This window comes from Corallococcus exercitus, assembly GCF_042231735.1.
Lineage (GTDB): Bacteria > Myxococcota > Myxococcia > Myxococcales > Myxococcaceae > Corallococcus > Corallococcus exercitus_B.
On sequence record NZ_CP102577.1, the window covers coordinates 1,469,779 to 1,491,242 of the forward strand.

A 21,464-nucleotide genomic window follows, 5' to 3' on the forward strand; every position below is an offset into this window, starting at 1 on the left:
GTCGCCGCTCAGTTCGTCCGGCGCAGCGCCGCGAAGTGGTTGCCGTAGAAGGCGATGTAGACGACGCCCGGAGGCAGGTTGTTCCAGTCGAAGCCCTGGGCCTCCACCCCGTTGTGGAAGAGGCGGGCCTCGGTGGGGGTCTCGAAGACGACGACAGGCTTCTCATGGGAGAACGCCCGGATCTCCGTCAGCCCGCCCCAGACGTACTGCTGCTGGATGGTCGCCAGGTATTCGTCCGGGTTGTGGACCTCCCGGGTGGAGAAGCCCAGCCCAATCTGGAGGTACATGCCGTTGGGCACGAGCGCCTTCTGGGTCGTCGACAGCCGCTGATGGATCCGCTGACGGACGTTGGCCGCGTCGTGGCCCAGGCCGAGCGCCAACGCCAGGGCGGCGAAAAGGCAGTCGCCGTCCGCCTCCACGTCCCTCACCTCGAAGGTGATGCCCTGATGGGCGAAGGAGGGGAGGGGCACGACGCCGGACGTCGGCAGCGGCACGGAGAAGCCCGGCTTGAAGAAGTTCCGGGTGGTGGGGACGAAGCCAGAGCGCTTGTAGGCCTTGCGGATGGCGTGACTCTGCCGCGGATGCATGTAGTCGCCTTCCGCTTCCAGCACCTTGGCGTACAGGTGCTCCCTCAGGGCCTTGTCCCGCGTGATGATCCGCAGGGTGCCGTAGTGGTTCATGTCTCCGCCGCCCTGCTCGTTCTTCAGTCCGCTGGTCACCAGGAGCACCAGCTGCACGCGAGGAGGCGCGAAGGCGCGCTGCAGATACGTGTTCACCCGCCCCGCGGTCGAGCTGGTGTGGTCCAGCACGACGATGTCGTAGTCCTCGAACTGGACGTCGGGATCCGTGTCCCGGGCCTGGATGTTGTTGCAGTGGTTCAAATCGAAGAACAACATCTGCAGGCTCTGCTGCTTCTTGAACTTGCCGACATCCAGCTTGATGGGCACGGAGCCCAGGGCTGGCTCTGTCTCGTAATACATCTGATTGGCGTAGACGACGATGTTGGTCACGTCCAACTGCTCATTCGCGGCCCAGAGCCGGCCGCAGTGATGGGCCAGGTGGATGGACCGCATGCCGGTGGCGACGATGACCTTCTTGGAATAGATGCGCCCGGAGGGCGCCACGTCATCGGTCTCCTCGTCGGAGTCACTGCCATACCCGTCGGTGGAGAAGGGCATCTGGGCGGAGCCCTCGCGATGGATGAAATCCACGTGGAGCTGCTCGAGCATCCCGTACAGGCCTCCCACGCGGCGGGTCTTCTTCACCTCCTGCGCCTCGTGGAGCCCTCCCAGGCACGTCATGATGAGCTGGATGGTGTTCCAGAAGGGCTCATCGTTCAGGGGCGTCTCCTTGCCCGCGTTGGGGATCTTCTCGAAGACGAGGAGCTCCCCCAGCTCCAGGGTCTCCATGGTGATGCCCGCGTCGTCCCGGGTGCTGTTCAGCTTGAAGCGGCTGGGCAAGGCCGCCAGGACGCCCGTCAGGTCCTCGTCCGCTTCCAATGCCTGCCAGACGTTGTCTCCAATGCTCTCCAGGTTCTGCATCATGCGGGAGACAATCTGGGTGAGGACCGTCTTGCCGGAGCCATCCCCCGCCCCCCACAGCCAGTCCCAGAGGTTTTCGGCGTCATTCAGCCGGCGAGGCATGGTCTGGTTGTGTTTCTTCAGGTCCGCCGCGATGGCCTTGACGCCGCCCTTGGCCTCGTACTTCTCTTGAAGGTCGGCCTTGCTGATGCCTGGGTAGTGCTTCTTGTAGCGGCGGAAGAGGATGTTCAGGAAGTAGTCGTCCGTCAGCTCTCCGAACGACTCGTCCACTTCCATCGTGGCCAGGTCCCGCTTGAGGTCGTGGAAGATGTCCTCCGTCTTGAGGATGGCCTCCACCAGCACGTCCATATAGGCCCGGGGGATGATGCCGACGTTGATGCGGTAGGACCAGATGCAATCCGCGATGGACGGGCCCAGGTGCCCGAAGCTGGAGCGCATCACGAGTTCAATGGGAAGGCCTTTGCGCCAGGCCAGGTGGTTGGTGATGCCCACCACGAAGGCCATGACGAGCCGGGTCCACTGCGAGAGGCTGGCCTCGAGCTTCTTCGCGTTCTTGTTGCCCGGGAACTCCGCCTCGGTGGGGCCTTCCGGGGACAGGACCAGCAGGCACGGATAGTCATTGTCGGCGTTGATGGTGACCGTGCTGCCCTTCAACTTCAGTTGCTGGATGATGTAGGCGCAAGCCGCTTTGCGGTAATCCAGCGAGCGCTGGTGCACGAAGCTGTCGGGGAGCCGCTGGGCGGGGCTGAGCGGCTTGGACGACGCGCCCTTGTCCTCGAGCAGCCGCTGATGGTTCTTCGAGAACGCGAACACGTTCTTGTAGGTGCCTGTCTTCGCGTAGTGGTCCATCTCCTTCTTGGCGGTGGAGATGCCGGGCGCGTCGTAGGCCTCGTTCTCCCGGCTCTTGCCACTGCGCGCATAGGTGTCCCAGTACTGGGCATGCTCCATCTTGAAGACCGTGGTGCCCTTCAGGCGCGCGCGGTACTCGCAGCGGGGAAGGACGCCGACGAGCCGCTGGCGCTTGATGACACGGGGCGGGGTGGCGGTGTTCAGGCCCTTGGAGGGCAGCGGTGCCCCGCTCTTTGGCGGCGAAATGTCCGCCTCCAGCTTCCGCTTCCTCTCCTTCACGGCGCTGCAGGTGGCGCCGCACTTGGGGCAGAAGGGCGCCAGGGCGCCGGTGACCTCGAAGGGCTGCTGCTCGCACTTCCTGTTGGGGCACTCGAAGAGCATGGGGACCTCGCGACGGGCTACCAGGGGAAATGAGAGCCAGGCCTCTCCACGAGGGCACTATCCGGCGTCCGGCGAAGAAGCCGCAAGTCCGGCTTCATCTCACGGCGAGCCATCACTCCGCCCCGGGTGGAGCACGGGCCCTGGGCTCCGGCCAGGAAGCGCCGGTTCAGCCGGGCTTTCTCCTCGGCGCCATCCTGGAGGCCCGGGCCACGTAGTTGTCACAGTAACTGGGTTGCCATAGTATCGGTGGGCGGGAATCACGCCGCCCCTTGCCCCGTTGACCCTCCCCGATGGCCCCCTCCTCCCTTGTCGAGTCCGAAGCGGCTGCGTCCTGTGTCCAGAAGGCGGTGTGTGATTGCGCGCACCACCGCCGTCAGGAGGCCGGGTCCTCCCCCGCGGAGGTCCCGGGAAGCCGCTGGGCGGCCCTGGCGCCCATCCTGGCGTGCGCGGTGTGCCCGGCCTGCCTGGCGACGTACGCGAAGGTGCTGTCCTTTCTGGGCGTGGGCGTCTCGCTCACGGAATCCACCCACCACCTGCTGCTCGTCATCGCGGTAGGGGTGTCCCTGGGGGCGAGCGCGTGGAAGGCGCTGCGCCTGCACCGGTGGGGACCGCTGCTGGTGACGGTCCTGGGCTGCGCGCTGCTGGTGACGGGGCATGCGCTGGACGAGGACCCGGTGCTCACCTGGGGCGGTGTCGCCGTGTTGCTGGGCGGGGCGCTCTGGGAGCGTCAGGCGTGGCGCCGCGGCGTGGCTTCGCGCGGCAAGGCGTCTCCGCTGGCCGCCGGGCTCCCTGGTGGGAGTGGTGGCCTCATGGATGGAGCCGGGGCGCGCTGAGGGCCTACCTGACGCTCGCGCGCACGGACCGCATCGCCGCCGCCGTCATCGGCGCGGCGCCCACGGATGCCTTCCGCATGGTGGCCGCGCGGCCGGAGCTGGAGTGGGACACGTTGTTGCCGACGAGCGGACCCTTCCCGGTGACCTGACAGACCTTTGACATGGGGTTCTCCTCAAATCGCTTCAATGGAGAGCAGCAGCCGCCGGAGCCCGTCCTCCGCGATGGCGGGTGAGCGGTGAACGGCGCCGTTGCCGGTGTTGCCGGGCCACGCCTCGCCCTTGAGGAGCGCCACGTCGAAGCGCGCCAGGGACTGGACGGGCGCCCCCGGCCGCGCCACCTCGCCGCTGGCCCCCAGCGCGCTTCGGTGGACCTGGCTGTTCTCCAGCCACTCGGTGGCGGGGCCCGCATAGGTGCACAAGAGCCGCACCCCCACCCGGTCCACGTGGAAGCGCGGGCACATGTCCCGCGCCAGCGTTTGCAGCCGCACGCCAAGCGCCTCGGCGCCCAGCAGGTCCACGTAGAGCCGCAGGAGGAAGTTCAGGTCCTCGAGCCAGGCGTCGAACAGCGCGCCTCCGGGCAGCTCCGGCAGCCAGCCGCGCAGGTCCAGGGCATCGCCGCGCACGCGCACGACCATGTCCAGACGCTGCTCGTCGGTCAGCCGCGTGAGCCAGGCGGCCAGCCGGCTGTCGAGCCCCCGGCGCCAGACACAGAGGTTCACGCCGTCGCGGTAGATGTCGGTGAGCTCCTCGGGCGACCACACGAAGCGGTGCGCGCCGGAGGGCGTCTCGTCCGCCGGGAGCAGTGAGAGGGCAGGGCGCATCACGCCACCTCCTCCGTGGGCGCGGCGTCCGTGGCCTCCACCCGCGCCCAGGCCGGGAAGGGGTCCCGCATCCGGGCCCAGCGCGCCGGCCCGCGCGCCAGCTCCCCGGCGGTCAGCAGGCACGCCTCCAGCTGCCGGGCCATCTCCTCGTGGTCCGCGTCCTGGGTGATGAAGACGATCTCCTGCCGCCGGTCCCCATGGGGGCCCACCTGATCGCGCTCCAGTTCCGCCCGCGCCTCCGCGTCTTCCGGCCACTCGGAGCGCGGGACGGCGTCCCACCACAGGCCGCCCGGCTCGAAGCTGGCCGCGCCCCCCGCCTGGGCCCACAGCCCGGCGATGTCGTGGCGCGTGGCGAGCCAGAAGAAGCCCTTGGAGCGAAGCACGCCCTTCCAGCTCCCGTGCAGGAAGCGCCACAGCCTCGCGGGGTGGAAGGGCACACGGCCGCGGAAGACGAAGCTGCGGATGCCGTACGCCTCCGTCTCCGGGGTGTGCTCTCCGCGCAGCGCCTTGAGCCACCCGGGCGCGCGCCGGGCCCGCTCGAAGTCGAAGCGGCCGGTGTTCAGCACCGCCGCGAGCGGAACGCGCCCCCGCTCCGCGGTGACGAGGCTCGCCTCCGGGTTGAGCTTGCGCAGTACCTGCGCCAGGCGGGCCACGTCCTCCGCCGGGACGAGGTCCGTCTTGTTGAGGACCAGCACGTCCGCGAACTCCACCTGCTCCACCAGCAGGTCCACCACCGTGCGCTCGTCCTCGTCCGCCGCGGCGAGCCCCCGCTCCGCCAGCGCCTGCGCCGACTCCCAGTCCTTCAGGAAATGGAGCGCATCCACCACCGTCACCAGGGTGTCGAGCCGGGCCACGTCCGACAGGCCCTGTCCGGACTCGTCCGCGAAGGTGAACGTCTCCGCCACGGGCAGCGGCTCGGAGATGCCGGTGGATTCGATGAGGAGGTAGTCGAAGCGTCCCTCCCGGGCGAGCCGGGCGACCTCCCGGAGCAAGTCCTCGCGCAGCGTGCAGCAGATGCAGCCGTTGGACAGCTCCACCAGCTTCTCGTCCACGCGGCTCAGCGCCGCGGCGCCACCGACGAGCTTCGCGTCGATGTTCACCTCGCTCATGTCGTTGACGATGACCGCCACCCGCAGCCCCTCGCGGTTGTGGAGCACGTGGTTGAGGAGCGTCGTCTTGCCCGCGCCGAGGAACCCGGAGAGGACGGTGACGGGCAGCCGGGCCGGGGCCTCCCGCGCCCTCATGGCTTGCCCTCCACGAAGAGCACGTGCTTGCGCACGCGCGGGTCGTACTTCTTGAGCTGGAGCTTCTCCTGCGACTTCCGCTTGTTCTTCGTCGTCGTGTAGACGTAGCCGGTGTTGGCGCTGGAAACGAGCTGGATGATGGTGCGGTTGCCCTTTGGCATGGCGCGAGTCCTTCGTGAGCGTGTCAGGGTGCAGGGCGCGAGCGGGCGCACGAAGGCGCCAGCGCACCGCGCCGGGAGAGGGCACGACGGTGACTACGCGCGGGGAGGGGAGCCCTTCGGCGCGACGGTCAGCGGCGCGACCTGGGGCGGCACCCGACGCGGGCACACGGCCCGGCACTCCGCCTCGAAGGTGACCGCCGTCACCCAGGCCCGGCTCGCGCCCGGCAATCCCTGACGCGCCCAGGCGCCCATGAGCGGGCACTCTTCATGCCCGCCCGCGAACGCCTCGGCAGCGGCCTCCAGGAGGCGCGTCCCGGCGGCGTCCACCCCCGCCCGCGCACGCTCCTCACCCGATGCGTGCGCCTCCTCGAACGTCCCATGCGCGGCACAGAAGCGGTGGACGTGCGAGCCATGCAGCAGCGCCAGCAGGGGCACGACCAGCCACACGGCCGCCAGGAATGCCGCTCCGAAGCGCCGGTGATGGGAAGGCCATGTCCTCATGGGTGATGTCCGCTAACGTAACTGAGTTGCAAATAAAGGCAAGCGCGGCCGTGGGTCGGGTCCATGTTCTCCCACGCACGCTCCCGCCTGGCCCTGCTTCTCCGCGGCTGCGGCCTCGCCACCGTGCTCGTGCTGACCGCTTGTGGTACGGAGAGGCCTTCGCCGCCAAAGTGCTGCGAGAGTCCACGCTGGGAGGCTGTCGAGCAGCACGGAGACGTTCCGCCCGCGCTCTGGGAGGCCAGTGCGTCGTTCTCCCGCACGAGCGGTGAGCCAGCCGTCGTCTACCGCTTCGGCGGCCAGAGCGGGAACTTCCCGGACGACTCCACAGTCAACGACTTCCATGCCTTCGACATCGCCACGGCCACCTGGAGGAAGCTGACCTCGCCGCCGCCCGCCGCACGCGCGGAGGCCCTGATGATTCCGGGGCCTTGCGACGACTGCGTGAGCGTCGTGGGAGGGCGGGGCCGGTTCCGGACGGGCTCGGACCTGATGTTCCCCGAGATGTGGACCTACCACGTGCAGAGCCAGCAATGGGAGCAGGTCTCCTCCGAGAACCTGGGAGAGCCGTTCGCCGCTCCTCCGCCCTGGTGGTGGAGGTGCCCCGGGCAGGCCAGCCCGGCAAGAAGACCCGCTATGCGTTTGGCGGCGTGGGCAACACGCTTCCACGCTTGTTCTTCGACACCGTCCATGGCGGGCTGGTCGTCTTCGGTGGGCAACGCTTCGACGGCCTCTCCAGCGACCTGTGGTTCTACTCGGTGAAGGACAACCGGTGGACCGAGGTGGCTTTCGCCTCCGGCTCCCCCATTCCTCCGGCCCGCGTCGGAGGCATCTCCTCCGTGCGGGAGACGCCCACCACCTACGAGCTGTACCTGAACGGAGGGGCCTCGTCCGACGGCGGCGCGAGCGAGTTCTTCGACGATCTCTGGAAGCTGACCTGGCTGAAGCGCTGACCGCACCCGCTCACCTTGTGGCCTCGTCTAGCGCAGAGGCCACAAGTCGCGTGGGCCAGGTTCTCTTCGCTGTATCCTGGCGGCCTCTGTGGGGGACGTCATGAATCGGATGCGGGTATTCGCGCTGGCAGCTGGCATCTTTCCTGGAGGACTTCGGATGTTCACCCATCGGTCGGGTCGACGTGTGCTTGGCGCAACGCTGCTGCTGTGGCTCTCGGGTTGCGAGAAGGATGACGGCCCGCTCTGTGACCGGCTCGCGCCCCAGCTGCAGGACGCGCTCGAGGAGGCCGCCTCTGCCGGGGATTTCCCCGGGGCCACGGCCTCGCTGCGTCTCCAGGACTGTACGTGGCGGGGCTCGACGGGCGTCTCCAGGGTGGAGCCCGCTACCGGCCTGAAGGTCGAGGACCGGCTGCGCGTGGGCAGCATCACCAAGAGCTTCGTCGCCGTGGTGGCACTGCAGCTCCAGGCCGAGGGGAAACTGTCCCTGGACGCGCCGCTGGCCACCTGGGTGCCGGACTTCCCCCGCGCGGACCGCATCACCGTGCGCCAGCTTCTCAACCACACGAGTGGCGCGTTCAACTACACCCAGCGCCAGGAGTTCCTCGCCCAGGCCGAAGCAAGCCCCGGCAAGACGTGGACCCCCGAGGAACTCATTGCCCACGGCGCCGCGAAGTCGCCCTCGTTCGAGCCAGGGGCCCGCTGGGAGTACTCCAACACCAACTACATCCTCCTGGGTCACATCCTCGAGTCGGTGACAGGGACGCCGCTGGCCCAGCTGGTTCGCACGCGCATCCTCGAGCCCCTGGCCCTGGGCAGCACGGGGCTGGACGGCGCCGAGCCGCTGCCGCCCCTCGCCGCGCGGGGCTATTCGCGGGACCCGGGCGAAGCCGCCTGGAGGGACCTCACGGACTTCATCCATCCGTCCGCGGCCGGCGCGGCCGGTGCCCTGATCTCCAGCGCCGACGACCTCAGCGCCTTCTACCAGGCCCTCTTCGAGCGTTCCCTGCTCGCCCCGGCGCAGCTCGCGGAGATGACCGACTGGGTGGCGACGTCCATCCCCGCCATGCCCGGGTATGGCCTGGGCCTGGTCCAGGCCCTCACTCCCGTGGGGCCCGGCCAGGGCCATGACGGGCAGATCCCCGGGTTCTCCGCCCTGGCCCTCTACCTGCCCGAGCGCAAGGCCTCCCTCGCGGTGCTGACCAACCGCGAGGGGGCCGACGTGTCGCTGATCACCGGGAGGCTGCTGGAGGTGCTCTCCAGGGAGTGAGGCGACAGCCTCCGGGTGACACCTGCCGCGGGTCGCTCAGTACGTGCAGCGCAGGACCTGGCGGTAGGTGCCGCACTGGCTGAAGTCCGTCGTGCCCGCGGGCTGCGAGTGGTAGCAGGCGGAGACGACGGGGTCGCAGGGCGGGCTGGGCCAGACGTCGTAGGCGTCGCCGTCGGTGAGCGCGAACTCCGTCACTCGCGCCACCAGCCGGGCGGTCTTCTGCATCGTCGCGCCGTTGTCGCCGCCAGCGCTGAAGGCGAGCGGGACCGTGTGCGGGTCGATGGCCTGGTGAAGCTTCGTGTACGTCCAGTCGAGCCTGTAGTTGGGCCGGCCGTAGACGGACGGGATGCCGTCGGGCGCCGTGACGGAGAGCCAGTCGACATAGCCGGAGACCGAGGCGCGGCCCCGGTAGAGGAGGTTGTCGTTGCCCTGGACGACGTAGCGGGGGGTGACCGCCTCGTCGATCCAGATGCCCGAGTCGCCGCGGAAGTCGAAGAAGCGCGGGGCCACCACGATGCGCGCGGTGTACGAGCGCGGCGTGCCCGTGTTCGTGGTGACCTTGACGAAGAGCGGCAGCCCGGAGAGCACCGTGTTGAGCTCGTGCCCCTCGTGGAGGACGATCTCGAAACGGCGCTCGCTGATGACGTTCGCGTCCCCGAAGGCGTCGTCCGGAACGAAGCTGAGGACGTCCGCGAGGTAGCGGTTCGCGGTGGCGCGGATGATGAGCGCGCGGACGCCATCGCGCTGCTCGAAGGTGCCGAGCGTCTCGAAGCTCAGCTCGTTGTCGCCCACCGTGGCGTAGAGGCGGGTCGCCGTCACCGCGGCGGTGCTGACGCCCAGCTCCTCCGGGGACTCGGATTCGATGGGAGTGTTGTCGCAGGCCGCGAGCGCGGTGAAGCAGGTCAATGCAAGGGCACGTAGACGCATGGGGGATCTCCAGGTGAGGATTTATCTGTATCACACGCCCCCGACACCGCCCTTGACTGGGATTGTGCCAGCCTCGTCACGAGCTGCTCGCCACGGCCCTTCCTCCCGGCGCGGGAATCGGGTCCACTTGGCGCCCCTCTACAACCGGGTGCCTGCTCCATGACGAAGAAGACGGCTGCTTCCGATGTGAACCCGACGGGGCTCTCCCGCCGCACGCTCCTCGGGGCCGCGGCGGCGGTGACCGGGGCGCTGGCCGCCCGCGATGCGCGCGCCGCCGCGCCGGCCTCCGCCCCCGCGCCCGGGGCCTTCGCGCTCGAGGAGGCGACGGTCGCGGAGCTGCGCGCGGGCCTGGAGTCCGGCAAGCACACCGCGCGCGGGCTGACGGAGGCCTACCTCGGGCGCATCCGTGCGCTCGACCGCGCCGGAGACCTGCCGCTGTGCTCGGTCATCGAAGTGAACCCTGACGCGCTCACGCAGGCCGACGCGCTGGACGCCGAGCGCAAGACGAAGGGCGCGCGCGGGCCGCTGCACGGCATCCCCGTGCTCATCAAGGACAACATCGCCACGGCGGACAAGATGCAGACCACCGCGGGCTCGCTCGCGCTGGTGGGCGCCATTCCCTCGCGTGACGCCTTCATCGTGGAGCGGCTGCGCGCCGCCGGCGCCGTCCTCCTGGGCAAGACGAACCTCAGCGAGTGGGCCAACTTCCGCTCCACGCACTCGACCAGCGGCTGGAGCGCGCGCGGCGGCCTGTGCCGCAATCCCTACGCGCTGGACCGGACCCCTTCCGGTTCAAGCTCCGGCTCGGGCGCGGCCACCGCGGCCAACCTCTGCGCCGTGTCGGTGGGCACGGAGACGGACGGCTCCATCGTGTCGCCCGCGTCCGCGTGCTCGCTGGTGGGCCTGAAGCCCACCGTGGGGCTCGTCAGCCGCGCGGGCATCATCCCCATCTCCGCGAGCCAGGACACCGCGGGCCCCATGACGCGCACCGTGGCGGACGCCGCGGCGCTGCTGAGCGTGCTCGCGGGCGAGGACCCCCGCGACCCGGCCACCGCCGCGGGCAAGGGCCGCGCCCACCCGGACTACACGAAGTTCCTCGACCCGAAGGGGCTTGCGGGGGCGCGCATCGGTGTGCCGCGCGAGCGGTTCTTCGGCTACCACCCGGCCACGGACGCGGTCGTGGAGCGCGCGCTCGAAGTGCTGAAGGCGCAAGGGGCGGTGTTGGTGGACCCCGTGACGCTGCCCAACGCGGCGAAGCTCGACGAGCCGGAGATGGAGGTGCTGCTGTATGAGTTCAAGGCGGGCCTGGAGGCCTGGCTCGCGCAGCTCGGCGAGGGCGCCCCCGTGCGGACGCTCGCGGACCTCATCGCCTTCAACGAAAAGAACCGCGAGCGCGAGCTGCCATACTTCGGCCAGGAGCTGCTGCTCCAGGCGCAGAAGAAGGGCCCGCTCACCGACGCCGCCTACAAGAAGGCGCTCGCGGCATGCCGCCGGTACTCGCGCGCCGAGGGCCTGGACGCGGTGATGAACAAGCACAAGCTGGATGCGATCGTGGCGCCGACCCAGGCACCGGCGGGCCCCATCGACCTCGTGCTGGGCGACCACTGGCTGGGCAGCAGCTCCACGCCCGCCGCCGTGTCTGGCTACCCGGCCATCACGGTGCCCGCGGGCGACGTGCACGGGCTGCCGGTGGGGGTGTCCTTCTTCGGCCGCGCCTGGAGCGAGCCCGTGTTGCTCAAGCTCGCCTACGCCTACGAGCAGGCCTCGCACGCGCGGCGCAAGCCTGGCTTCGTCCGGAGCGTGGACCTGCGCGGCGCGTAGGGGAGGGGGCCCGACCTTACTCCCACCCGCGAGGACCAACCCCTGTCAGCGGCCCTCATCCTCAACGTGGCTTGTATCCCGCCGATACACCACGCCCCGGGCCGGTGATGGGCAGAACGTTCTTTGAGATACATTCTCGTGATCCGACAGACCTGAGGCATTCCCGTCTGGGAACGGGATGCACGAAGGTTCGGTCTTCCTCCGGAGTTCCTTTCACGAGGTGAGCGCCCCATGAGGCATTTGCTGGCAGTGATTGCGGTCCTGGCGTCGGGTCTGGTTGCGTGCGGAAGCGACTCCAGTCCGGAGAGCATTGGGGACGAGGCTCGACAGCCTGCGGTGGTTCCCGAGCAGGGAAACTCCGTGAAGGCGAGCGCCTGCACCCAATACTACGTTCCCAGGCTCACCACGTACTGGGACTCATACCCCATGCGAGACGATGGGTTGGTGGGCCAGTGTGAACTGGATGCGTCCTGCAATCCCACCTGCTGGGGCACGGAGAGTGCCTATCCCGTCTACAGCGACTATTTCTACTGCACGCATTGCCCCTGAGGCCCGTCCCTGCCGTGTGGGAGCGCAGGTTCGCCAGGACCTTGTCGCACTGAGCGGGATGGAGTGTGCTGCGAGCCCTCCCCCCCCACCGAAGGCCCTCCCGTGAACCTCTCCCTCGCGCGTCTCCTCCTCGGCTGCGTCCTGTCCACCTCCCTGAGCGCCTGTGACACCAGCGTGGCCGGTGATGACGATGACGACACGGACACCGGCGGCGACAACATGGTCGTGACCGGCATCTGGAACCGCTACGGCAGCGAGTACGGCTATCAGACCGACATCGCGTACGGCGGCATCGCGGGCCAGTCGTCGGACCGGGTGTACATGTGCGAGCTGCCCGGCTCCCCCTCCGCGGGCCTCTACAAGGGCCGGCTCATCAGCCCGCGGATGATCCGCTGGGACGCGCACCACGACCTGCCCGACTACGAGGTCGTGTTCGAGGGCACCACCATGCGCTTCAAGCCCCAGAACGGCACCAACACGTTCCTGGGCCAGTACCAGAAGGGCACCTGGACGCCCGGGGCCTGCGACTTCACGTTGAAGGACGGCGAGCTCATCGACAACTCGTCCACCGCCTACGTGGTCTTCGACAACAGCGGGGAGACGAAGATCACCGGCGTGAAGATTGGCGGTGAGGGAATCCCGGTGAAGGCGAGCACGGAGACCGCGTGCAGCGTCACGACGCTCATCCCGCCTGGCACCGGGAGCAACGGCAACCTCACCGTGTCCATCAGCTACAGCGGCGTGGGCATCGATGGGCCCTACAGCCGGACCCAGACCCACTCCATGTATCGGTCGGACTTCAAGCCGGGCTGCAACAAGCTCGCGGTCGAGTTCAGCTGCGGCGCGCTCGCCGTCTGCGTCTACCCGGTTCCGTAGCGAAGCCCGAGAAGCCGCGAAGCGACCCCGCGAAAGACGAAGTAGGGTTCCGCCGCCCGGTAGACGGGCCTGGGGCGCCACCGCGGCGCCTGTCATTCGCGTCCGCCCTGCGCGGACGGGAGGTCCCTGATGAAGCTGATTGGAACCCTCTCCACGCTGCTCTGCGTCCTCCTGCTCTGCCTGCCAGGGTTTGCGCGCGCGCAGACGACCGCCTCGCTGTGGAACGGCACCACGACGCCATCCCCCGCGCAGCTCGACCCGGACACCACGGCCGTGGAGGTGGGCGTGCGCTTCCAGACCTCGGCCCCCGGGGTCCTCGACAAGGTGCGCTTCTACCGGGATCCGCTCGTGCCCCTCGCCAGATGCGAGGTGCACGTGTGGACCGCGAGCGGTGCACTGCTCGCCTCCAGCGTCTGGGTGGGTGAGGGCGGGCCGCACGCGGGTTGGGTGACGCTGGACCTGTACCCGGACGTCCCCCTGGCGGCGGACACCGGCTACGTCGTCTCCTATTTCGCGCCCCAGGGGCGCTACACCGCCACCGAGGGCTACTTCGCCAGCGGCTACAGCGCCGGGGTGCTGTCGGTGCCCGTGAGCGGCGGGGTCTACGCGTACGGACCGAGCGGCACCTTCCCGGCGGAGACGTGGAACAACTCCAACTACTGGGTGGAGCCCCTCGTGAAGCTGGCGCCTCCGGAGACGCCGCTGTTCACGCGGGCCTATCCCGGCAACAACGCCGCCGCGGTGCGCTGGGATGCCGCGTCGGGGGCCCAGACGTACTCGGTCCTGCGCGCCACCTCGGAGGCCGGGCCGTACCAGCCGGTGGCGTCGGGCCTCACGCGGACGGCCTGGCTGGACACCTCCGCCACGAATGGCGTCGCGTACTTCTACCAGGTGCGCGCGTCCAACACGTACGGCACCAGCGCCGCGTCCTACCGGGCCACGGTGACGCCCGCGCCCACCGCCTACAGCCTGTGGCAGTCGGCCGCGCCCTCCGGCGTCTTCGCGTCCAACGACACGGCCGGCGTGGAGCTGGGGGTGCGCTTCAAGAGCGACGTGCCGGGCATCGTCGACGCCGTGCGCTTCTACCGGGACCCTGGCGCGCCGCTGGAGGAGCGCGTGGTGCACCTGTGGGACGCGCAGGGCGTCCTCCTGGCCACGGGCATCTTCGTGGGGGAGGGCGGGCCGGGCAGCGGCTGGCAGACGGTGGACCTGTACCCGGACGTGGCCGTGCAGGAGAACACGGCGTACACCGTGTCGTACTACGCGCCGGCGGGTGGCTACACCGTGGCCTCGCAGGCCTTCGTCATCCCGTACTACTCCCAGCCGCTGCACGTGGAGGCGGACGGTGGCGTCTTCGCCTACGGGCCCGAGGGCACCTTCCCCACGCTGAGCTGGGAGAGCTCCAACTACTGGGTGGAGCCTGTCTTCCGCGTGCGCTGAGTCTTCCTGCCCGGCTCCTACGGCGCCCCGGGCTTGACGTCCGGGGGGCCTGACAGCGGCAGCTCGACGAAGAAGCGGGCGCCGTCGCCCACGGCGCTCCGCACGTGGATGCGGCCCCCGTGCGCCTCCACGATGTGGCGGGCGATGTGGAGGCCCAGTCCCAGCCCGCTCACCTCGCTGGCGCTGCCGAGCCGCTCGAAGCGCTCGAAGATGCGGTGTTGATGCTCCGGCGCGATGCCGGGCCCGCGGTCCTCCACCTCCAGCACGGCGTGGGCATCCCGGACCATGAGGCTCACCGCGAGCGGTGTCCCGGGCGCGTACTTGAGGGCGTTGGTCAGCAGGTTCGCGAGCACCTGCTCCAGGCGGATCCGGTCCCACCGCCCCACCACCCCGGGCTCCAGCCGCAGCGTGAGCGCGTGGCCCGCCGCGATGAGCTGCGGCTCGAAGCGGTCCATCACCTCGCGCGCGACGTCGCTCAGGTCCACCGGCTCCAGGTGCAGCTGCAGCCGGCCCGCGGCGATGCGTGAGATGTCCAGCATGTCATCCACCAGCCGGGCGAGCCGGTCGATGGAGCGCTCCGTCTGCTCCACCATCCGGGTGACGCGCTCGGGGGTGAAGGCCGCCGGGTCGTTGGCGTGGATGCGCTTGCGCATGTGCTGCGACAGCAGCTTCATGGACGTGATGGGCGTGCGCAGCTCGTGCGAGGCGATGGACAGGAAGGTGTCCCGCGACGTGACGGCCTCCTGCACCCGCTGGAAGAGCCGGGCGTTGTCCATGGCCACGGCGACCTGCGCGGCCAGCCCCGCCACCAGCCGCTCCTCGCGCGCGGTGAAGACACCGGGCGCGGGGTGGCCGAAGAACAGCCCGCCAATCACCTCACCGGAGCGCGAGACCACGGGCACCGCCAGGTAGCTGCGCACCGGGAGGTGGCCTTCGGGCATCCCCCGGCGGGGGGCGTTGTGGCCGTAGCGCGGATCCTTCGTGATGTCGTCGCTGCGGATGATGCCCTCGCCCTTGAAGGTGGGCTCGAAGACACGGGTCGCGCGCGGCATGGGGAACTTCGCGAAGGCCTCCCGGGGCACGCCGCTGAGCGTGTAGAGCATGTAGGCCTGCCCCCGCTCATCCAGCACGTTGTAGAAGAACGCGCCGAACGCGGCCCGGCAGAGCTGGGTGGCGGCGTCCGTCACGCCCTGCACCAGCTTCTCCAGCTGCAGCTCCGCGCCCAGCGCCTGGCCCGTGCTGTTGATGATCTCCAGGTTCTGGAGCGAGTCGTTCTTCTCGATGAGCGTCTGGCGCAGGGACTCCTCGAGCTGCCGCTCGGCGGTGATGTCCCGCGTGATGCCCTCGAAGTGCCGCGCGCGTCCTGACGCGTCGTGGAAGACGGAGCCCGTGACGTGCAGCCACTTGATGGGGGCATCTCCGCCCGGGTGGATCCGGAAGCGCAGCTCGAAGGGCGCCCGCTCCTCCAGCGCGCGCCGCGCCGCGTCCCACACCTCTTCGCGGTCCTCCGGGTGGATGCACTCCTGGAGGTGGGCAGGGGTCACCGCACCGTCCGGGGGCAGGCCGTAGTGCACGCGGCAGATGGCGTCGCAGACGACGTGGGCTTGCGACAGGTCGCGGGACCACCGGCCGATGCCCGCCGCGGCGACCACTTTCTCGGAGCGCTCGTACTCCTCCAGCCGCCGCAACGCGCGCTGGAGCTGCTCGTCGGAGGAGGGAGGGTCGGAAGGCGGGAGAGGGTCGGGCATTGGCGCTGACCTCACCCAAGCCCCGACCCTGCGTCAATACCCACATCCGCGCATTGGACAAAGGGGCGACATGGGCGTGTCAGCCCCGGTCCGGCCCTGCCTGGGACTCCTAGTGTCCCTTCGGACAGCAGCCGAGTCTGTCCTTGTCGTGCTCACGCAGGTGGGCCTCGGCGCCGGGCGCGGCCACGCAGAGCTCGATTGTCTTCGAGCCCGGCTCATCGGGCGGCGCGTGGTGGCAGATGCGGACCTTGTCGCCATGGGGGCCGCAAGCCGCTGAGCAGTGCGGCGGCGGCTTCGGCGGCGGACACTGCGTCCCGCCGTCATGCCCGCCACCTTCGCCGCCCATCGCGGACACGGCGTGCTCCACGGAGGAGGACTCCGACGCTTCCTCCTCGGTGCTCGCCATGGCCGGGCCGCAGCCCACGGACAGCGCCACGGCTCCCACCACGGCCCACAGCATCTTCATCGGACGCATGTTGCCTCCCGCGACGGCCTCCTTCCGCCCCGTCCAGGAATTGGAACGGGGGATGGAGGGGCGGTGTCGCGGGAGGCAAGGTGAGCGTGCAAGCAGCGGCCCACAATCCGGGCTTTCCGGGCAGATGACTGTCCCGTGCGAAGCGGATGGGGGCCTGGGATGCGCGGCGCTCTTACGCGTGCGCGGCGCTGGGCGCGGGCGCGGACGCGGACGCGGGAGCGTGGGCGGGGTGGACGACCGGCTGCTCCAGGGGCGCCGGGGGCAGGAGGCCCGCCCCCAGGAGCGCACCCTCGAGCGAGCCGTGCATCCGCGCTTCGAGCAGGTGCTGCGAAATCGGCTCGAGCGCGGCCTCCAGGTGGGGCGGCACCTTCACCAGGGCCAGGTGCGAGCTGCGCACGGCGAGGAACTCCGCCAGGTACTGGAGCGTCGCCACACCGGCGGCGTCCACGAGCGACACGCGCGACAGGTCGATGACCACGAGCTTCGCCCAGGGCGGGCCGTCGACGAGCTCGTAGAGCTTGATGTGGTTGATGAACAGGATGGGCCCGTCCACCCGCGCGACCACGAGGTCCAGCGCCTCGGGGGCGTTGGGCAGCTCCGGGGCCTGCACGTGCAGGCCGCGCTGCAGCTGCGACGCATCCGTCACCCGCTGCACCTCCAGCCGCAGGGCGCCGTGGCGCCGCACGTAGAGGAGGCTCGCCAGCGCGAGCCCGGCCCCGATGCCGGCGAACACGTTGAACACAGCAATACCCAGCGCGGTGACGAGCACCACGCTCAACATCGACTTGGACTGATTCCACATGGCAACAAGGCCCTCCAGGTTGAGCAGCCGCACTCCCACGACGAGCAGGATGGCGGTGAGTGCGGCGATAGGGATGCGCGCCACCAGCGACGCGAGAAGCGCCATGGCCACGAAGAGCCACAGGGCATGAAGGACGGAGGCGGCGCGGGTGCGCGCGCCAGCCTGGATGGACGCGCTGGCGCGCACGATGGCGCCCATCACCGGGAAGCCGCCGCACAGGCCAGCCGCGATGTTGGCCAGGCCTTGCGCCACCAGGTCCTGGTCCAGGTCACTGTGGGTGCGCGCCCCCGTGAGCGTGTCGAGCGAGCTCGTCGCGAGCAGCGAGCCGAGCGACGCGAGCAGCGCGAGGCCCACGGCCCAGGGCAGGAGCTCCGCGAGGTGCACGCCCTCGAAGGACGGCAGCGTCGGCATGGGCAGCGAGCGCGGCAGGGCGCCCACCGCGTCGTAGCCCGTCCCGAGCCAGAGCATGAGCCCGGTGCCGAGCGTCAGCCCCACGAGCACCGCGGGGATGCGCTTGTGCAGCCGGGGCAGGGTCACCATGGCCAGCGCCGTGAGGGCCCCGGCGGCGACCCCGAGCCAGCCCACGTGCCCGCCCCAGGTGCGATCCGTCACGAGCGCCACGGCATTCGCGTGCGTGTCCTCCACCGCGAACAGCCGCGGCAGCTGCGTGTTGAGCAGCAGGAGCCCGATGCCCACCGTGAAGCCCATCACCACCGGCCGGGGGATGAGCCGCGCGAACCGGCCGGCGCGCACGAGCCCCAACACCACCTGCATGGCGCCCGCGAGCACCGTGGCGATGACGAGCCCCGCGGCCCCATGCGCCGCCACGATGGCCGCGGCCAGCGGCAGCAGCGCCGCCTCCGGGCCCGTGACCTGGTAGCGGCTGCCACTGAGCAGCCCACCCACGATGCCGGCCACCACGCCGGAGACGAGCCCCACGCTCGCGGGGAGCCCCGCCGCGGTGGCCAGCGCGACGTTGAGGGGGAGTGCCACACACGCCACGCTCAAGCCGGCGGCCGCGTCGGCTGGCAGGCTGCTTGGGTGCACCATCTCGCGCCAGCTGTGGATGAGCTCGCCCGCACGCCGGGTCGAGAAAGGTCGCTTGAAGGGAGCGGTCGTAGAACGCATGGACGACGGCCTCTTTCAGATGCCGTGCCATCGCCGTCTCCGAGGGGAGCGCGCCGCGCTGTCGGTCCATCCCCCCACCGCCCCTGTCGGCCCGGACCGACACTGTCGGGACCGACAGACGGCCGTGCAGGAAGCGGCGGACGCCCGTGCGAAGTGTCGGGCCGCGCGCACGGTCGCGCGCTAGATTGCGCGCCATGTTGGTGCTTCGACTGCGCGCCCGGCTCCTGTTGTCCTACGCGGTGGTCACCGCGCTGCTGGTGGCGGCGTTCTCACAGATGGCCGTGGGCCTCATGCACACCCACGAGGTGGTGGCGAGCGTGGGGCAGGAGGAGCTCGCGTCCTTCGAGCGCGAGCAGCGCGTGTACGTCGCGGCCTGGGCGCTGGAGCTGGCGGTGCGGCGCGGCGTGGTGGCCTGCGAGCAGCGCGAGAGCAGCGCGGACGCCGTACACCACGCGGTCGCCAACGCACGTCAGGACCTCCAGAAGGCGCTCGGCGAGGGCACGGAGCAGCTCGACGCCAGCTTCCGCGCGAGCGCCCAGGACTATGTGCAGTACGCCCTGCAACTGGAGCAGGCCGGCACCTGTGAGTCGATGGTGTCGTTCCCCTTGCGGGAGCGGCGGCTTCAGCTGGATGAGGTCCTCACCACCGTGTGGTCCGAGCGCACGCGGGACATGCGCCTGGCCATCCAGGCGAAGGAGGACCAGGCGCGTTCCATCGGCTCGGCGGCGCTGCGCTCGGGCGGGCTCTTCGGCCTGCTGGGCATCCTCGCCGCGGGAGTGCTCGCCTTGTCGCAGGCGCGCGCGGTGTCGAACTCGGTGGCGCTGCTCTCCACGCATGCGCGCCGCATCGGCCAGGGGGACTTCAGCCCGCTGCCCCCGCTGCGCGGGCCCGAGGAGCTGCGCGCGCTCTCGCTGGACCTGGACCGCATGCGGGGGCGCCTGGCGGAGCTGGACCAGCTCAAGAGCGCGTTCGTGGCCTCGGTGTCCCATGACCTGCGCACGCCGCTGGCACGGGTGCGTGAGGCCCTGTCGCTCCTGGGCGATGGAAGCACGGGCCCCCTGACGCCGCAGCAGTCCCGCGTGGTGAAGCTCGCCCAGGCGGCGTGCGAGCGGGAGATCCGCATGGTGACCTCCGTGCTGGACTTGTCACGCGTGCAGTCCGGCCAACCGCTGCAGCGCAATGCCGGCGCCTCGGTGGAGCAGATCGTCCAGAACGTCCTCCAGGACCTCGCCTTCGAAGCGGACGAGCGCAAGGTCCAGCTGGTCTACGAACCCGCCGCGAAGCCCGTGCGCGCACCCATGGATACCGCCCTGGTCGAGCGCGCCCTGTCCAACCTGGTGAGCAACGCCATCGCCGTCTCCAGCGCGGGCAAGACGGTGCGCATCGCGTGTGAGCTGGTGAGCCGCAAGCGCCCGGGCGCCGCCAGCCCCGTGTCCGCGGTCCAGCTGTCCGTCGCGGACCAGGGCCCGGGGGTGCCCGCGCACGCGCGCGAGTGGATCTTCCGGCCCTTCGCGAGCCTGGAGGTCGGCGGGCGCCGCAGCACGGGGCTGGGACTGACCATCGCGCGCGAGATGATCACCGCGCACGGAGGGCAGCTGTCGCTCGCGGAGACGCCCGGGCCCGGAGCCACCTTCATCTTCTGGATTCCCCTCGAGGACCCCGCGTCCCCTGGAGGCCGCCTTGACGCCTGAACCCCCCGCCCAGCAGCCCCACGTGCTCCTGGTGGACGATGACCTCCAGCTCGCGGAGCTCATGTCCATGCGCATGACTTCACGCGGCTACCGCGTGACCGTGGAGGGCGAGGGCAAGGCCGCCCTGCGCAGGCTCTCGCAGGAGCGCGTGGATGCGATGGTGCTCGACCTGCGCCTGGAGGACATGGATGGCATGGACGTGCTCCGGGCCGCGCGGCAGCGGGCGCCCGAGCTGTCCGTCATCATGCTCACCGCGCACGGCTCCATCGAAACCGCGGTGCAGGCCATGCAGGAGGGGGCCTACGGCTTCCTCACCAAGCCGTTCCACGACCACGAGCTCATGCAGAAGCTCACGCACGCGCTCGAGCGCTCGGTGCTGCGCCGGGAGGTGGCGGAGCTGCGGCGGCGCATGGGGGAGGACGGCGAGCCCCTGCTCCTGGGCGTCAGCGAGGCCATCTCGCGCGTGCGCGAGGTGATTGCCCGCATCGCGCCCACTGACGCCACCGTCCTGCTCACCGGTGAGAGCGGCACTGGCAAGGAGCTGGCGGCGCGGATGCTCCACGTGCTCTCACGCCGCAAGGCGGAGCGCTTCGTCGCCGTCAACTGCGGCGCGCTTCCCCCGGAGCTGCTGGAGAGCGAGCTGTTCGGGCACGTGAAGGGCGCGTTCTCCGGCGCCGTGCGCGAGCGCGAGGGCCTGTTCGGCGCGGCCAACGGCGGCACGCTGTTCCTGGATGAGATTGGCGAGGCATCCCCGTCCGTGCAGGTGAAGCTGTTGCGCGTGCTGCAGGAGCAGCGGCTCACGCGTGTGGGCGCGGACGTGGAGGAGCCCGTGGACGTGCGGGTGGTCGCCGCCACCAACCGGGACCTCTCGGAAGAGGTGGCCGCGAAGCGCTTTCGTCAGGACCTCTACTTCCGGCTGCACGTGGTGCCCATCGAGCTGCCACCCCTGCGTGAGCGGGTCGAGGACATCCCCTTGCTCGCGCAGCTCTTCCTGGAGCGCACGGCGAGCCGCTATGGCCTGCGTCCGCCGCGGCTCGCGCCCGCGACGGTGGAGCTGCTGCAGCGCTATGGCTGGCCTGGCAACGTCCGGGAGCTCATCCACGAGATGGAGGCCGCGGTGCTCCTGGCCGGGGCGGACGAGCTTCAACCGCGGCATGTGCCGCGCCTCGGTCAGGCGCTGGAGCGGCCCCCGGCCGAGACCGTGCAGCTGCCGGGCGTTCCTGGCGGGACGGAGGCCTTGCCCTCGCTGCGCGAGGCACGCGATGCCTTCGAGCGCGCCTACCTCGCGGAGGCCATGCGCCGCAGCAGCGGCAGTGTCAGTGCCGCGGCTCGAATGGCCGGCCGCAACCGGAGCGACTTCTACGACCTGCTCAAGCGGCACGGCCTGTCCGCCGCTGACTTCAAGGAAACGTCAGCGGAGGGCGGGCCCATGCGCCCGGCACCGCGCGACCCTTGACCG

The 21,464-nt window shown here is 70.3% G+C and carries 18 protein-coding genes and 1 pseudogene; 9 read left to right on the forward strand and 10 right to left on the reverse strand.

Annotated features, from left to right (window positions below; genetic code table 11):
* Nucleotides 1-8 precede the first annotated feature (8 nt).
* The gene (locus tag NR792_RS05445; RefSeq protein ID WP_375759001.1) at nt 9-2,771 is read right to left on the reverse strand and encodes an OTU domain-containing protein; all 2,763 of its coding nucleotides are present in this window, start codon (nt 2,769-2,771) and stop codon (nt 9-11) included.
* A gap of 290 nt (nt 2,772-3,061) precedes the next feature.
* Between NR792_RS05445 and NR792_RS05450 the strand changes: the two genes are divergently transcribed.
* The gene (locus NR792_RS05450) at nt 3,062-3,604 is read left to right on the forward strand and encodes a MerC family mercury resistance protein (protein WP_375759002.1); all 543 of its coding nucleotides are present in this window, start codon (nt 3,062-3,064) and stop codon (nt 3,602-3,604) included.
* 4 nt (nt 3,605-3,608) lie between these two features.
* Here NR792_RS05450 and NR792_RS05455 read toward each other — a convergent pair whose 3' ends face one another.
* From NR792_RS05455 to NR792_RS05475, 5 genes are all read right to left on the reverse strand, one after another.
* Complete coding sequence (locus NR792_RS05455) at nt 3,609-3,767, reverse strand: bL28 family ribosomal protein (protein ID WP_375759003.1); 159 nt, start codon at nt 3,765-3,767, stop codon at nt 3,609-3,611.
* Between the two features lie 10 nt (nt 3,768-3,777).
* On the reverse strand, nt 3,778-4,425 hold the full coding sequence (locus tag NR792_RS05460) for a DUF1826 domain-containing protein (protein ID WP_375759004.1): 648 nt from the start codon (nt 4,423-4,425) through the stop codon (nt 3,778-3,780).
* Entirely contained in the window at nt 4,425-5,669 is a 1,245-nt protein-coding gene (gene zigA / locus NR792_RS05465) for a zinc metallochaperone GTPase ZigA (RefSeq protein WP_375759005.1), read from the reverse strand. Before zigA ends, NR792_RS05460 begins: the two co-directional genes overlap by 1 nt.
* Nucleotides 5,666-5,830: a 50S ribosomal protein L33 gene (rpmG, locus tag NR792_RS05470; protein ID WP_375759006.1), complete on the reverse strand. Its 165-nt coding sequence runs from the start codon at nt 5,828-5,830 to the stop codon at nt 5,666-5,668. The genes zigA and rpmG overlap by 4 nt, the downstream gene beginning before the upstream one ends.
* Before the next feature lie 93 nt (nt 5,831-5,923).
* A complete protein-coding gene (locus tag NR792_RS05475) occupies nt 5,924-6,331 on the reverse strand; it encodes a hypothetical protein (protein ID WP_375759007.1) in 408 nt (135 codons plus the stop codon).
* 63 nt (nt 6,332-6,394) lie between these two features.
* Here NR792_RS05475 and NR792_RS05480 point away from each other — a divergent pair.
* The 3 genes and pseudogenes from NR792_RS05480 to NR792_RS05490 form a co-directional block, all read left to right on the forward strand.
* Nucleotides 6,395-6,712 (forward strand): annotated as a pseudogene (locus NR792_RS05480) (hypothetical protein); the annotation flags it as partial.
* Nucleotides 6,713-6,927: 215 nt separating this feature from the next.
* A complete protein-coding gene (locus NR792_RS05485) occupies nt 6,928-7,281 on the forward strand; it encodes a Kelch repeat-containing protein (RefSeq protein ID WP_375759008.1) in 354 nt (117 codons plus the stop codon).
* Between the two features lie 184 nt (nt 7,282-7,465).
* Nucleotides 7,466-8,548, forward strand: a complete 1,083-nt coding sequence (locus NR792_RS05490) for a serine hydrolase domain-containing protein (RefSeq protein WP_375759009.1) — start codon at nt 7,466-7,468, stop codon at nt 8,546-8,548.
* 36 nt (nt 8,549-8,584) lie between these two features.
* Here NR792_RS05490 and NR792_RS05495 read toward each other — a convergent pair whose 3' ends face one another.
* A complete protein-coding gene (locus NR792_RS05495) occupies nt 8,585-9,475 on the reverse strand; it encodes a hypothetical protein (RefSeq protein ID WP_375759010.1) in 891 nt (296 codons plus the stop codon).
* Between the two features lie 159 nt (nt 9,476-9,634).
* Between NR792_RS05495 and NR792_RS05500 the strand changes: the two genes are divergently transcribed.
* The 3 genes from NR792_RS05500 (at nt 9,635) to NR792_RS05510 (ending at nt 14,161) form a co-directional block, all read left to right on the forward strand.
* On the forward strand, nt 9,635-11,296 hold the full coding sequence (locus tag NR792_RS05500) for an amidase (protein ID WP_375759011.1): 1,662 nt from the start codon (nt 9,635-9,637) through the stop codon (nt 11,294-11,296).
* 651 nt (nt 11,297-11,947) lie between these two features.
* Nucleotides 11,948-12,721, forward strand: coding sequence for a hypothetical protein (locus NR792_RS05505; RefSeq protein ID WP_375759012.1), 774 nt, complete (start codon nt 11,948-11,950; stop codon nt 12,719-12,721).
* 129 nt (nt 12,722-12,850) lie between these two features.
* Entirely contained in the window at nt 12,851-14,161 is a 1,311-nt protein-coding gene (locus NR792_RS05510) for a DUF4082 domain-containing protein (RefSeq protein ID WP_375759013.1), read from the forward strand.
* Nucleotides 14,162-14,178: 17 nt separating this feature from the next.
* Here NR792_RS05510 and NR792_RS05515 read toward each other — a convergent pair whose 3' ends face one another.
* The 3 genes from NR792_RS05515 to NR792_RS05525 form a co-directional block, all read right to left on the reverse strand.
* Nucleotides 14,179-15,909 (reverse strand): ATP-binding protein, encoded by a 1,731-nt coding sequence (locus tag NR792_RS05515; RefSeq protein ID WP_375759014.1) that lies wholly within the window; start codon nt 15,907-15,909, stop codon nt 14,179-14,181.
* A gap of 109 nt (nt 15,910-16,018) precedes the next feature.
* Nucleotides 16,019-16,384: a hypothetical protein gene (locus NR792_RS05520; protein ID WP_375759015.1), complete on the reverse strand. Its 366-nt coding sequence runs from the start codon at nt 16,382-16,384 to the stop codon at nt 16,019-16,021.
* A gap of 172 nt (nt 16,385-16,556) precedes the next feature.
* Nucleotides 16,557-18,314, reverse strand: coding sequence for a SulP family inorganic anion transporter (locus NR792_RS05525; RefSeq protein ID WP_375759016.1), 1,758 nt, complete (start codon nt 18,312-18,314; stop codon nt 16,557-16,559).
* 194 nt (nt 18,315-18,508) lie between these two features.
* Here NR792_RS05525 and NR792_RS05530 point away from each other — a divergent pair, with 194 nt between their 5' ends.
* The gene (locus tag NR792_RS05530; protein ID WP_375759017.1) at nt 18,509-20,005 is read left to right on the forward strand and encodes an ATP-binding protein; all 1,497 of its coding nucleotides are present in this window, start codon (nt 18,509-18,511) and stop codon (nt 20,003-20,005) included.
* Complete coding sequence (locus NR792_RS05535) at nt 19,995-21,461, forward strand: sigma-54-dependent transcriptional regulator (protein ID WP_375759018.1); 1,467 nt, start codon at nt 19,995-19,997, stop codon at nt 21,459-21,461. Before NR792_RS05530 ends, NR792_RS05535 begins: the two co-directional genes overlap by 11 nt.
* Nucleotides 21,462-21,464: the final 3 nt, after the last annotated feature.